12 protein-coding genes and 2 pseudogenes are annotated in these 13,430 nt (G+C 58.5%); 11 read left to right on the forward strand and 3 right to left on the reverse strand.

Annotated features, from left to right (window positions below; translation table 11 throughout):
* The first annotated feature begins 50 nt into the window (after positions 1-50).
* A complete protein-coding gene (locus GUY40_RS02070) occupies positions 51-437 on the forward strand; it encodes a hypothetical protein (RefSeq protein ID WP_166567274.1) in 387 nt (128 codons plus the stop codon).
* A 78-nt stretch (positions 438-515) separates the two neighbouring features.
* On the opposite strand, the gene GUY40_RS02075 is transcribed toward GUY40_RS02070, so the two are convergent.
* Positions 516-1,571, reverse strand: a complete 1,056-nt coding sequence (locus GUY40_RS02075; protein WP_166567275.1) for a Gfo/Idh/MocA family protein — start codon at positions 1,569-1,571, stop codon at positions 516-518.
* 110 nt (positions 1,572-1,681) lie between these two features.
* Here GUY40_RS02075 and GUY40_RS02080 point away from each other — a divergent pair, with 110 nt between their 5' ends.
* The 3 genes from GUY40_RS02080 (at position 1,682) to GUY40_RS02090 (ending at position 5,289) form a co-directional block, all read left to right on the forward strand.
* A complete protein-coding gene (locus tag GUY40_RS02080; protein WP_166567276.1) occupies positions 1,682-2,626 on the forward strand; it encodes a LysR substrate-binding domain-containing protein in 945 nt (314 codons plus the stop codon).
* Between the two features lie 343 nt (positions 2,627-2,969).
* On the forward strand, positions 2,970-3,965 hold the full coding sequence (locus GUY40_RS02085; protein WP_256675626.1) for an Abi family protein: 996 nt from the start codon (positions 2,970-2,972) through the stop codon (positions 3,963-3,965).
* Between the two features lie 211 nt (positions 3,966-4,176).
* Positions 4,177-5,289, forward strand: coding sequence for a CapA family protein (locus GUY40_RS02090; protein ID WP_166567277.1), 1,113 nt, complete (start codon positions 4,177-4,179; stop codon positions 5,287-5,289).
* 191 nt (positions 5,290-5,480) lie between these two features.
* On the opposite strand, the gene GUY40_RS02095 is transcribed toward GUY40_RS02090, so the two are convergent.
* Entirely contained in the window at positions 5,481-6,437 is a 957-nt protein-coding gene (locus tag GUY40_RS02095; RefSeq protein ID WP_166567278.1) for an AraC family transcriptional regulator, read from the reverse strand.
* Positions 6,438-6,636: 199 nt separating this feature from the next.
* On the opposite strand from GUY40_RS02095, the gene GUY40_RS02100 reads away from it, so the two are divergent.
* From GUY40_RS02100 to GUY40_RS02115, 4 genes and pseudogenes are all read left to right on the forward strand, one after another.
* Complete coding sequence (locus tag GUY40_RS02100; RefSeq protein ID WP_166567279.1) at positions 6,637-7,590, forward strand: diiron oxygenase; 954 nt, start codon at positions 6,637-6,639, stop codon at positions 7,588-7,590.
* An 81-nt stretch (positions 7,591-7,671) separates the two neighbouring features.
* A complete protein-coding gene (locus GUY40_RS02105) occupies positions 7,672-8,106 on the forward strand; it encodes an MAPEG family protein (RefSeq protein ID WP_166567280.1) in 435 nt (144 codons plus the stop codon).
* Positions 8,096-8,191: pseudogene (locus GUY40_RS28135) on the forward strand (type II toxin-antitoxin system RelE/ParE family toxin); the annotation flags it as partial. The gene GUY40_RS02105 and the pseudogene GUY40_RS28135, both read left to right, overlap by 11 nt.
* A 240-nt stretch (positions 8,192-8,431) precedes the next feature.
* Positions 8,432-8,854, forward strand: coding sequence for a type II toxin-antitoxin system HicB family antitoxin (locus tag GUY40_RS02115; RefSeq protein WP_166567281.1), 423 nt, complete (start codon positions 8,432-8,434; stop codon positions 8,852-8,854).
* Between the two features lie 73 nt (positions 8,855-8,927).
* On the opposite strand, the pseudogene GUY40_RS28140 reads toward GUY40_RS02115, so the two are convergent.
* Positions 8,928-9,122, reverse strand: a pseudogene (locus tag GUY40_RS28140) (site-specific integrase); the annotation flags it as partial.
* 103 nt (positions 9,123-9,225) lie between these two features.
* On the opposite strand from GUY40_RS28140, the gene dusA reads away from it, so the two are divergent.
* The 3 genes from dusA (at position 9,226) to GUY40_RS02135 (ending at position 13,402) form a co-directional block, all read left to right on the forward strand.
* Positions 9,226-10,236 carry a tRNA dihydrouridine(20/20a) synthase DusA gene (gene dusA / locus GUY40_RS02125; RefSeq protein ID WP_166567282.1) on the forward strand — a complete coding sequence of 337 codons (1,011 nt, stop codon included), beginning with the start codon at positions 9,226-9,228 and terminating at the stop codon, positions 10,234-10,236.
* 140 nt (positions 10,237-10,376) lie between these two features.
* A complete protein-coding gene (tal, locus tag GUY40_RS02130) occupies positions 10,377-11,303 on the forward strand; it encodes a transaldolase (RefSeq protein ID WP_166567283.1) in 927 nt (308 codons plus the stop codon).
* 173 nt (positions 11,304-11,476) lie between these two features.
* Positions 11,477-13,402, forward strand: a complete 1,926-nt coding sequence (locus GUY40_RS02135) for an alkaline phosphatase D family protein (protein WP_166567284.1) — start codon at positions 11,477-11,479, stop codon at positions 13,400-13,402.
* Positions 13,403-13,430: the final 28 nt, after the last annotated feature.

A 13,430-nucleotide genomic window follows, 5' to 3' on the forward strand; every position in this document is an offset into this window, starting at 1 on the left:
CAGCATCGAGTTCAAGATTTAATACCCATAAACAACCAGGAGATCTTGTCATGGCTAAAGTCCAGATTTTAGCCGGCGATTTTCTGTGTGGTGACGGAGAGTATGACGACGGTGTTTTCAAAATAGAGACGCCTCTATTCCCTTGGCCAGGCCTGAAAATTCCGACTTCATGGATAGAATCGATCAAGACCATGGAAGACAAGGGCTCCGACCCGATCGACACAGCGCTGACATTGGGACTGGCAGGCGGCCTGGTTCTGGGCCCTCTCGGAGCGATGGCGGGCTTCCTGTTTCCTGACGATGATGCGCAGGTCACATTTATCGTCACGTTGAAGGATGGCAGGAAACTCACGCTGCTCTCCGATGGCGACACGTATCAGCAAATAAAGCAGCCATTGCTCCGCAAGCATCCGGCTGCTGATCGCCATGCAGGGTGAAAAGTCAGCCGCGCGAGCCATGAGCCACTGCAACGATACCGGCCAACACTGTGCAGACGCAGGCAATGCAACCGACGATCAGGGGAATGTTGTGCGCACGATTGCCCCGGTCCGGGCCGCCTCGGCGATAGCTTCGGTGATGATCAGATTTCGCAAGCCATCGCGTACGGTGACCAAGGGCTCCTCAGCCCCTCGAATAACCTGGCAAAAATGCTCGAGTTGAATCTCCAGCGGGTCGCGACGTTTGACTTCGGCAGTCGCGGTTTGAAACGGCTTCCACCACGATCGGTCTTCGACTCGCGCGAAATACTTCAGTCGCATGGTTGGTACTGAAAGTGAGCCACCCTTGCCGCTGACGACATAGCAGTCTTCGTCATCAAAAGCGGGGTAGCTCGCATTCTCCTGGGAGGTTTGCTCCCAGCTGCGTGCGCAGCCTGCCGAGTCCGAGAGCAGGAATGACCCCAACGCTCCATTTTCGAAGCGCAGGCCGATACAGACCGTATCCTCGACCGGAAAACCGCGCGCAGCGTTCGATTGCATGGCCTGAACCGCAACGATCTCGCCGCACAGGGAGCGCAGGTTGCCGATCTCATGAATCATGTTGATCAGAATGGGACCGCCACCCACCTGACGACGCCAGACGGCTGCATCGAAGTAATCGTCGGGTTTGTAGAACAGGGCGCTGCCTTGTACCGCAACGATCTCGCCGAGGACTCCTTCGCGGATCACTTCGCGAGCCTTTGCCAGGATAGGGCTGTGTGCCCGGTGGTGCCCCACAAGCAAACGCGCGCCCGTGGCCTGCGCGGCGGCCAGCAGACGCTTGCCCTCCTCGACGCTGTGAGCAACGGGTTTTTCAATCAGTGCGGCAACACCTGCATCGATACACTCCAGTGTCTGGGCGACATGCAGGGCATTGGGGGTCGCAAGTATCACGCCATCAGGCTTGCACTCGGCAAAAAGAGAGGACAGATCAGTGTATTGAGGAACGCCCAGGCTGTTCAGGTAGTCAGCGGGCACCTCCATGGGATCGACCACGGCAACCAGCTCGCAGGACGGGCTCGCTTGTACCAGTTCGATGTGACGACGGCCGATCAGGCCAACGCCGGCCACGGCAATTTTGATTTTTTCAGACATGGTTTGATCTTCGCGGGTTTTGTTTTTGTGTACCTGAGGGGCAACGCTGCCCCGCCAGATGCTGCTAGGATCAAGACTACTATCCCCGCCGAAGACCATAATTGGCTCAAATGGAAAATCAGAATTCTCTGCTACTGAACAATGATCCGTTCCTTCGGGATCTTCTGCTGTTCTCGACCATTGCCAGGCGTTCGAGCTTCGTCAGTGCGGGCGCTGACCTGGGCATCTCGCCCGCTCACGTCAGTAAACGGGTCGCGACCCTTGAGCAAACCCTTAACTGCAAACTGTTCAACCGGACCACCCGGCGCGTCACCATTACCCGTGAAGGCGAGGCCATGCTGATCTGGGCGAAACAGATTCTGGAAAACGTGCAGGGAATGCTGGAGGTGTCCCATGGAGACAGGGTCGAGCCCCGGGGTCTGTTGAGAATCAGCACCAGTCAACGACTGGGCCGTTTCCATATAGCGCCAGTGCTTGCGTTGCTGCGCAAACGCTACCCAAAACTGGAAGTCTGGCTTGAGTTGATGGACAGACGCACGGACCTGACGGGTGAGCAGTTCGACATTGATATTCGGGTTGGGGATGTCACCGAGCAGAATCTGATTGCCCATAAAATCGCCAGCAGCCAGAGAATTCTTTGTGCCGCCCCCAGCTATCTGGCTGAGCGAGACTATCCGACTTCGCTGACAGACCTGACGCAGCACGACTGCCTGTTGTTTCGTGACAGGGACAGCAGCTTTGGCATCTGGCGCCTTGAAGGCCCTGCCGGGATGGAAACAGTGAAGGTTACCGGGCCGATGGCTTCTAACTACAGCGACATCGTTCGCGAATGGGCCTATGAAGGTTTTGGCATCATCATGGCCTCTACCTGGGATGTAGCCCCTAGCATCGATGAGGGCAAACTCGTACGAGTGTTACCGGCCTACCGCCAACACGCCGATGTTTCAGCGGTCACCACGGTACGCGCATCGCAGTCCGAGAAAATCAGGGTTTGCCTGGAGTTTTTGAGCGAACAGTTGAGTAGCGGACCTTATGCACTCCGAGGGATCAAATGACGCCAAAGGGCAGCTCTCCTAAAGTCACAAAGGCAAAGGCCGGTCCTGGATGACCCGCTTCATGAGGCGCGTCCGGCCGCGGCTGTTGTCGTCAGTCGGCTGTCCGGGGCGGTGATGATCATCATCGCGGGGGTTTTGCTGAGTGAGCAGGTGATGGGTTAGTCCGTTGTTTTTCAGCGAGACAACACCCTGTGCATCCGCAGAAGGGGGTATGTCAACAATCTTGTCAGAGCGTTGACACGAGCATCCAGCAGGCACAAAATTGCCCCCAATCGCGCCCGAACCTCTGGTGTTGGCTTGTCCAGCATTATGTTTGGGCCTTCTTTTTTGTGGGACATGGACGTTGCAACAGTTAGCGCCCCCTAAACCATTCCAGTCGTATAGCGACCTGGCAAATCTTCTCGCTCATCGCGGTATGCAATTACCCGATAGAGCCCGTACCGAACGTAAACTGGTTCAGGTGGGTTACTATCGCTTGAGTGGTTTCTGGTTTCCCTGCCGTGAATTCATTCGCGACCCACAGAACAATGTTGTGATGTGTCGGGTCAGTAAAAAGCCTCTGCGCCAAGACTCCTTCGTGCCTGGCACCCAATTCGATGCAGTCTTTGATCTGTATCTTTTCGACAAGAAATTACGACAACTGATGCTCGATGCCATCGAGCGCATCGAGATTCATGTTCGTTCGGTCATTGCCCATGAGGTCGGATACCACGACCCTATGGCCTATCAGGACCCAGGCTTCATCAATCCGACACAGACTAGAAACTACACCGATAAGTCGGGTAAGCAGCGCAACATCTGGAGTGAATGGCTCAAGCGCCAGAACGACCAGATCAACAGGAGTCGGGAAGACAGCATCGAGTGGCACCGACGAAACCACAAAGCCATGCCGTTCTGGGTCGTCGTGGAAGCGTGGGACTTCGGTACAGTGTCGAAATATTTCGAGATTCTGAAAGGTAGCCACCAGAACCGAATCAGTCGTCGATTTGGAATCGCCAACCCTAAGGTGCTGAAAGATTGGCTGCAAGAGATCAACACCTTGCGCAATCGATGCGCGCACCATGCGCGGATCTGGAATCAGGTATCGTCAAACCCACTTCCCGTCATCACAGGCGATGCTTACTTTCAGGCGCTTTCGCTGGATGCAAACGCGGTAACCCGTCTTTATGGATTGATCGCTGTGCTGTGGTACCTGGTCAAGGCAATCGGCTCCAACTCGCAATGGATTCACCAAGTTGCAGACGTTATCGACTCGAAGCCCACCCTTCCTGGTTGTCCTTATACCGCCTTGGGCTTCGCCGACGAATCAGGTTTTCCGCGCAAGCACTTCGGCATCTGAAGGACCTTATCTGCTTCGGCACCATTGCCGAGGTGCAGTTGCGGCCCTCTATCAGTCGATGCTGAACCGAGTGTCAGCCGTCATATGGCTGGCCTGATTGAGCACACCACCCAGCTATAGTTGAGACGTGATGATCGTTGTGATGGGGCCGCAGGTGAGCTAATCGGGGGCTGTCCCCGGTTCAGGTTATTCGGGATATCTGGAGGGTGCCATGGCAGCTGTTACCGATACGCTGAAGCTGTTTCTCGCCGGCGACGTCATGACCGCCCGCGGCATCGACTCAATACTGCCGCATCCTGGCGATCCGCGGCTTTACGAAGCTTACGTCAAGAATGCCGGCGATTACGTCCGGCTGGCAGAAAGACTCAATGGCTCGATTCCCCGTCCAGTCGATTTCACCTATGTCTGGGGCGCTGCGCTGGATGAGTTCGAACATCGCCAGCCACACGCACGCATCATCAATCTGGAAACTGCGGTGTCCCGCCGCGGGCGACCGGAGCAAAAGGGCATTAATTACCGCATGAGCCCGGAGAACTTCCCGGCCATCAGCGCAGCCGGCATCGACTGCTGCGTGCTGGCCAACAACCATGTGCTGGACTGGGGGGCAGCTGGCCTGGCCGATACGCTAGATACCCTATCGAGCAACGGTATGTGCAGCGCCGGCGCCGGGCACAACCGGCAGTCTGCCGAAGCGCCCGCCGTGCTGTTGCAGACTGGCGGGCGGCGCTTGCTGGTGTTTGGCCTCGGCGCACCCGACAGCGGCATTGCGCCGCACTGGGCCGCCACGGATAGGCGCGCGGGCGTCGCGCGGCTGGAGGATCTGTCGATGCAAAGCCTGCGCCCTGTGGCCAAACGGATTCTGGAGGGCAAAAATCCGGGGGATCTGGTGGTCGCCTCCATTCACTGGGGCGGCAACTGGGGGTTCGATATCACGCGCGAGCAGGTCCGGTTCGCCCATGCCTTGATCGACGAGGCCGGAGTTGACGTGGTGCACGGGCATTCCTCGCACCACGTCAAGGGCATCGAGGTATACCGCGAACACCTGATTCTCTATGGCTGCGGTGATCTCTTGAACGATTACGAAGGCATCGAGGACCACACAGCCTTTCGCGGCGAGCTGGGGCTTCTATACTTTGCCTCGTTGGACCCGGGCGGGCGCCTGCAGTCACTTGAGCTGATACCCACCCGCCTGCGTCGCTTTCGCATCTGTCGCGCCGAAGGGGATGACCGTCAATGGCTGCACGACACCCTTTCTCGCGAGTGCGCACGCTTGGGTAGCAGCATCCAGCCGGGCGCGAGAAATGCCTTCGAGTTGCGTTGGTAGCTCGCGCGGACAGGGAAGGAACAACCTGGCTAGCGCAGTCAGAATGAACGCTATTTTTATCTTGCAAAATAGGGGACAGACCACGTTTTCCACGCAAGCTGACTTGAAAAGCTCTCGATAAGCTTCAATACGCCGAACGTCCGCGCTACCCAACGCCTTGTACTCAACATGAGGCGTCACAAGGGACCTTCTCATGCTGATTGTCTGCGCCAAGTGCCAGGTGATGTGCCGAACTGGCGTTTGAATGCGCGACTGAACGCAGCTTCGGACTCGTAGCCCACTGCAAGGCCAATTTGCGCCACATTACCGCGACCTTCGCGCAGGTGTTGAGCCGCCACGTGCATACGCCAGAGAGTCAGGTATTGCATCGGTGGTTGTCCGACCAATGCCGTGAATCGCTCCGCGAATACCGAGCGCGACATGCCCACTTCAAGCGCCAGGGCTTCTGCAGTCCAACCTTCCGTTGGACGAGCATGGAGCAGTGCCAATGCGCGCCCAATATGCGGATCTCGCAAACCCGCCAGCCACCCGCGCCGCTCAGCGGGGAGGCTCGCGACATACTGGCTGACGGCTTCGACGAATAGCAATTCGGATAGCTTGGCGATCACCGTTGTCGAGCCGACGCGCCCGGCCGCGGTCTCACTGACAGCGAAACGGAATGAGCTTTCAATCCAGGCTCCCGAAGCCGTCGCACGTACGTCTAATTTCAATACCGATGGCAGCGACGAAAGCAACGGACTGAAGGGTGTTTCAGAGCCGAGGAATCCGCACAATAGCTGCGTGGCCTCGCCGCCCCCGCCGTACTTGATTCGTGAAATGCCGCCGACTTCTGGTGGCCGAATAACTTCGCTCGCCGGCATGGGCGCAATGCTCAGGTCGCTGCCAAAAGAATGAGCGTCATTGCGAGGAAGCAGAACGAGTTCGCCTGCCCGCACGTCGATGGTGGCACCACCGTCGATTCGTAATTGCATGTTTCCGGCGGCGACAAAATGCGACGCAATGATATGTCGCGGTGCCGCCAGGAACGGCTTGCAATCGTCCGCGGAGATTTTTCCGTTGATGCACCAGGGCGCAGTGAATTCCGACTCGAGAAAGACCCCTCCAGACAGCCGAATCACGCGCAAGACATCAGATAGCGCATCCAACAATTGCCCGCCCTCTTTTCCGGAGTCCAGAGCACGTAATCAGGCGGACTGGTCATTCACTGCCTGAACTGCGAGGCCTAGATTAGCACCAATGCGGACTCAGTGATCGAGACCATCCCCAGACGCTTCACCAAGGGTCATTGGCTCCGACGTTAACCGTAATTGCCCCTTTCCAACTCGACCAGGGAAGCAGGAGATCGATATGAACACCGTCGCTACCATACCCGGCGCAGATTCGGGCAACACCGCCCGTTATGCTCAAATTCTCAGATCATCGAAGAAAGCGGAATGGCAGATCGATCGCGATTTGCTACAGGATCGCAGTTTCGACTTCTCGCGCAAATTCTTGCCCGACGGACTATCGCGGATCGACCGCCTGACCTTTCTCGCCGCAGACGAGGTGCGCCTGCTCAGTCAGATTCAGGGCCGAACCTATGCGTATATCTTTGGCCTGGTCGAGCGCTTTATCAGTGCCAAAATGCTCGATCAAGGTCGGGCCCATGTATTTGACGATCAGCTCGCACTCGAAGCGCTGGTGCGCTTTTCTAACGACGAGATCAAGCATCAGGAGCTGTTCCGGCGCATGGAGACGATGATGGGTTCGCAATTGCCAGCGGGATATCGTCAAGTTGCCGATCCAAACGATGTGGCGCGCGCGGTACTTGCGGCCAGCACCTGGTCGGTGCTGGCGCTGACCTGTCATATCGAGCTGTTTGTCCAGGCGCACTACGCGCAAAGCATCGCCCCGCGCGAGGAGTTGTGCCCACTATTCAAGGATGTCTTCAAATTTCACTGGAAGGATGAAAGCCGGCACGTCGTACTCGATGAACTGGAGTGGATGGCGGAGCACGCGAAACTCTCGCCAGCCGAGCGTGACCAGGCAGTGAACGATCTGATTGCGCTGGTGGCGGCTGTCGACGCAATCCTGCAGGCGCAATCGGCATCCGATGCCGACTACTTTATTCGAAATGTTTTACGATCGTTCAGTGTCGATGAAACAGCCCAAATCAAAGCCTCCGTACTGAGCGCCTACCGCTGGCAATACATTATCTCGGGCGTGCAGCATCCACACTTTGGCCGGCTGCTTGCGCGCATGACAACACCAGCACAGATGTCCATGATTCAGACCGCACTGGCGCCCATCATGAGCAATTGATCGACAGGGGGCGGCCGACCGCGCGTCGGCCCCGCGGCTGTGGGATGACGTGCTGAAAATGATTTATTGCGGATGGCAGCCATGACGATACCGATGTGGATGTTACTTGGATTTGCGACCTGGACTTTGCTGCTGTTGATGGCAACCGTCGGGGTGTATCGCTGGGTCAGAATCTTGTTCTCGAATGTTCCGATTGCCTCTTTCCGAAGCGATCAGCTCGAAGGCAAGGATTGGTATCGGCGCGGGACAAGAGCACACGCGAACTGTGTGGAAAATCTGCCTGTCTTTGGCGCCATCGTGTTCGTGATTTCAGCCCTTGGTGTCGACGGCCCTGCAGTGAGCTACTTGTCCATAATCGTTTTAATCGCCCGCGTGTGCCAGTCTCTGGTTCACGTATCCCATGTGCAAACCGATACGTTCGTGGCTGTTCGGTTTACCTTCTTTTGCGTTCAGTTGGTCTGTTTTCTTGCGCTCATTGTTATAGCCGCTTGTTACGGCGTATGGAATGCAGGTTGAGTGGCTGGAAAAAGCCCTCAAAAACCTGGAAGACGAAGCCAATTATATTGCCCTTGAAAATCCCAAGGCTGCTGACGACTTCGCAAGACGGCGCGCATCAGGTGTCGGCTGTCATCGGCGCCCGAAGGCGCACCAATGTAAGGGGCACAGCGTCGGCCGGTGAGCCTCATGAGCGTCGCGCTGGCAGCCAATAAGGGTTGCGGATACTGAGGATAATACGTGCAACATAAATGTTGCGCATGCAACATAAGAGTTGCACAATGCCTTCACCGAAACAGCACGAGACTTGAATATGAAGTACATTTTTCAACAGAGGTGAGGACCTATGTACGAGTACCCGCTTGAGATTCACCAGGAGCCGTCCGGTGTATGGCTGTCCTGCTGGGACATTCCCGAGATGCACGCATCCGGCGATACCCTGGCCGAGGCCTTTGCCGATGCCACGGATGCCATGGAGACCGCCCTGTCGATCTACGTCGATCAGCGCCGGCCGATTCCCGAGGCACAACCGCGGGGCGAACCGCACCAAGTGTTGCGTCTGCCGGCGCTAACCGTGGCGAAAATCGCCCTGTGGAATGCGCTGCTGGCCGAAGACGTCAGCAAGTCGGAACTGGCGCGGCGCCTGCAGGTGGCCCGGCCACAAGTCGACCGGCTGCTGGACTTCCTGCACGCCTCGAAGATCGAGCACGTCGAGCGGGCTTTGCGCCTATTGGGTCGCCGCCTGTCGCTGACCGTAGAGGCGGCGTAATCGGGGCAAGGTCCCATGCCGTGTTTTCTGGGGCCACGCGAGGACGATGCGGCATCGGACATCGGCCGGCAGCGCCAAGCCTCGCGCGCTCAATCGCACCGGGCTCATTCAGCTCTGTCTCCCGTCGCTTTGCCCAAGCCTGAGCAGCCTGGTTGCGGGCGAATGTCTGGCTCTCTTGGTAGACTAGCCGCTTGTCGCGGTTGATTCGGATCTGGACGGTGTAGCTGGTGGTGCCATCGGCCCTTTTGCGCGCTCTGATCGTTACCATTTTTGAATTGGTACACGTCGTTGTCGGCTTGGCACATTGTCCCAACCACCCGTCAAAAACCACCGAAAACCCCTGAATATTGGTACAAGACACGTAGAGCAAAATGCTAGATAAATCAGCCTCAAACCCACGAAATACAAGCTCTGCGCTGTCCCGGCGCTTCAGCGTTGCACCGATGATGGATTGGACCGACCGCCACTGTCGCTTTTTCCTGCGCCTGCTCTCCAGCAACGCCCTGCTCTACACCGAGATGGTCACCACCGGCGCGCTGCTGCACGGCGATCACGAGCGCTTTTTGCGCCACGACGACACCGAGCATCCGCTGGCCCTGCAACTGGGCGGCAGCGTGCCGGCCGACCTGGCCGCTTGCGCGCGCATGGCTCAGGAAGCGGGCTACGACGAGGTTAACCTGAACGTCGGCTGCCCCAGCGACCGGGTGCAAAACAATATGATCGGCGCCTGCCTGATGGGGCATCCGGCACTGGTGGCCGATTGTGTGAAGGCGATGCGCGATGCGGTGTCGATTCCGGTGACGATAAAGCACCGCATTGGCATCAATGGTCGCGACAGTTATGAGCAGCTGTGCGATTTCGTCGGTCAGGTTCGGGAGGCCGGGTGCCGCAGTTTTACCGTGCATGCACGGATCGCGATCCTTGAGGGGCTGTCGCCGAAGGAGAACCGCGAGATTCCGCCGCTGCGCTACGACATCGCGGCTCAGCTGAAAGCTGACTTTCCCGACCTTGAGATTGTGCTTAACGGTGGGATCAAGACGTTGGCCGAGTGTCAGGCGCATTTGCAGACGTTCGACGGGGTGATGTTGGGCCGGGAGGCGTATCACAACCCGTATGTGCTGGCGGAGGTGGATCAGCGGCTGTTCGGCAGCAGCGCGCCGGTGATTTCGCGCTTTGAGGCGCTGCAGCGCTTGAGGCCGTATATCGCCGCGCATCTGGCATCCGGCGGGGCGATGCATCATGTCACTCGGCATATCCTCGGGCTGGGCCAGGGCTTTCCCGGCGCGCGCAAGTTCCGCCAGTTGTTGTCGGTCGATATTCACAAGAGCAAGGACCCACTGGGGTTGCTCGACCAGGCCGGCGAGATTCTCGAAGGGCGCTAACCGACAGGGCGCTCGGAACCCACGCCCACCTGTGCACTCCAACCATTATTACCCACATCGAAGCCACTGCCCGCCGCAGCGCTTGAGCGGTTGGCAGTGCTCGGGTAATGTCGTCTAAACGCAAAGGACAGAGCACGCACATGACCTCCAAGCTGGAACAACTCAAGCAGTTCACCACTGTGGTCGCCGACACCGGTGACATCGATGCCATCTCCCGCCTCAAGCCGGTCGACGCCACTACCAACCCCTCTCTTCTGCTCAAGGCCGCGGCAATGCCGGGCTATGCCGATTTGCTGAATGCCTCGGTGCGCGACAGCAAGGGCGACCTGGGCCTGGCTTGCGACCGTTTTGCCGTTGCGGTCGGCAGCGGCATTTTGAAGGTAATTCCGGGGCGAATCTCGACTGAAGTCGATGCGCGCCTGTCGTTCGATGAGCCGGCGCTGCTGGCCAAGGCCCGTCAGTTGATCGAGCTGTACGACAAGGCCGGTATCGGCCGTGAGCGAGTGCTGATCAAGCTGGCTTCGACCTGGGAAGGTATCCGTGCCGCCGAGAAGCTGGAAAAAGAGGGCATCCAGACCAACCTGACGCTGCTGTTCTCGTTCGCCCAGGCCGTGGCCTGCGCCGAGGCCGGTGTGTTCCTGATTTCGCCGTTCGTGGGTCGTATCTACGATTGGTACAAGAAGGCCAACGGCACCGAGTACGTGGGCGCGGACGATCCGGGTGTGCAGTCCGTAACACGCATTTACAACTATTACAAAGCCAATGACTACAAAACCGTGGTCATGGGCGCCAGCTTCCGTAACATCGGCCAGATCGAAGAGCTGGCCGGTTGCGACCGCCTGACCATCAGCCCCGAGCTACTGCAACAATTGTCCGAGGACACTGGCACTCTGGCCCGCAAGCTTGCACCGGGCAATGCCGGTGAGCCACGTCAGCATCTGACCGAGAGCCAGTTCCGCTGGGCTTCGAACGAAGATGCGATGGCGACCGAGAAACTGGCTGAGGGTATTCGTCAGTTTGCTCGTGATCAGGAGAAGCTTGAGAAACTGCTGGCTTCCAAGGGCTGATATTTACGCGCCTGAAAAGCTTCGCGGGCAAGCCTCGCTCCTACACACCCCCCGCAGTTCGAATGCGGGGCATGTGGGAGCGAGGCTTGCCCGCGAAGGGGCCCGATCCAATTGTTTGCCAGCCCAAGGGCGACTTCGGTCGCCCTTTTCCATGAGTAGAGTTTTTAGTCCTGATGCCCGCTCCTGCTGATTCTTGCTCTCCCCTGCCGCCGGTCGTGGCCGGCCCGATGTTGCGTCGCATGGAAGCCTCCCGGTTGGTGATCTGGCTGGTTGGATCACGATCGCTGCAGCTGATACTTCGCCTGACCGTGCGCGGCGAGCCGCAGGAACATGATTTAAACTACGACAGCTGCCAGATCATCCCGATCGGCGAGCACGCCTTCGTCCACCTGATCGACCTGAAGCTGCCTGCCCCGCTGCCGCTTGACGAGCAGATCGACTACGACTTGCTTGTCTCGACCGACGGCGCGCGGCAAGGGATCGCCGAGTGGGCCCCCCACCTGCTGTACGGCCAGGCCCGACAGCCGAATTTTGTCCTGCGCTCCCGACTGGACCATATGCTTCACGGCTCTTGCCGCAAACCTCATCACCCTGCGCCGGATGGCCTGCTCTGCGCCGACCGCTTGCTCGCCAGCGCCCCTGCGCCTGATGAGCGCCCGGCGCTGTTGATGATGAGTGGCGACCAGGTCTACGCCGACGATGTCGCAGGCCCCATGCTGCGGGCCATTCATGCGCTGATCGAGCGCCTGGGCCTGTTTGGCGAGCAGCTGGAAGGCGCCGTCGTCGACAACAGCGAGGCGCTGTACAGGCATCCTGCCAGTTACTACCACCGAGTCGACTTGCTACCCGCGCTCAAGAGCAACGAAACCCTGCGCGAACGCTTTTTTGGCGGCGTCAAAAAGCCGATTTTTACCAGCAGCAGCGCCGATAACCACTTGGTCACCTTTGCCGAAGTGATGGCCATGTACCTGCTGGTCTGGTCACCAACGCCGTGGACGCTGATCAACCCGACCATGCCCACGTTGACGCTCGCGCGGCGCGAGCGCTATGTGCAGGAGCACGCCCATATAGAGGCGTTCAAGGCCGGGTTGGGCGGCGTGGCGCGGGTATTTGCCCACTTGCCCTGCCACATGATTTTCGATGACCACGACATCACCGATGACTGGAACCTCAGCGCCCAATGGGAGCTGACCGCGTATGGCCACCCTTTCTCCCGGCGCATCATCGGTAATGCGCTGATTGCCTACCTGCTGTGCCAGGGCTGGGGGAACAACCCGCAGGTGTTTGTCCAACCCCTGCAGGGTTGCCGGGCAATGATTGCAGAGGAATCCGGCAGGCATTTGAATGCTACAGCGCAGGACGCCTTGATCGATCAACTGCTGCGCTTTCACGACTGGCAATACGTGTTGCCCACCACGCCTGCGCTGATGGTGCTGGACACCCGCACGCGCCGCTGGCGCAGCGAGAGCGACCCGCAACGGCCCTCAGGTCTGCTGGATTGGGAAGCGTTGTGCGAGTTTCAGCACGAGTTGCTCGATCACCCGAGTGCCATCGTGGTGTCGCCGGCGCCGATTTTCGGGGTCAAGTTGATTGAGACTGTGCAGCGAGTGTTCAGCTGGCTGGGTTATCCGCTGCTGGTGGACGCTGAAAACTGGATGGCCCACCGCGGGGCGGCGAAGGTCATGCTGAACATCTTCCGGCATTCGCGCACGCCGGGGAACTACGTGATTCTGTCTGGCGATGTGCACTATTCCTTCGTTTACGAGGTGCTGATTCGCCACCGGGATCGCGGCCCGCAGATCTGGCAAATCACCAGCAGCGGGATCAAGAACGAGTTTCCGCGGCGTCTGCTCGACACCTTTGATCGCCTCAATCGCTGGCTTTACTCGCCCCGCTCGCCCTTGAACTGGTTTACCAAGCGCCGGCTCATGGAAGTGGTGCCACGCACACCCGAGCACAGCAAATCCGGCGAGCGACTCTGGAACAACGCAGGTCTGGGTCAGGTATTTTTCAATGAACAGGGGCAACCTCGGCGCATCTTCCAGATGAACGCCGACGGATCATCGCCGACCGAGTTTCCTCAGCAGCGTCGCGAATAAGGGAAGTGGCCGAGGGCGCCTGCTGGCG

This window comes from Pseudomonas sp. R5(2019), assembly GCF_009905435.1.
Classification (GTDB): Bacteria; Pseudomonadota; Gammaproteobacteria; order Pseudomonadales; family Pseudomonadaceae; genus Aquipseudomonas.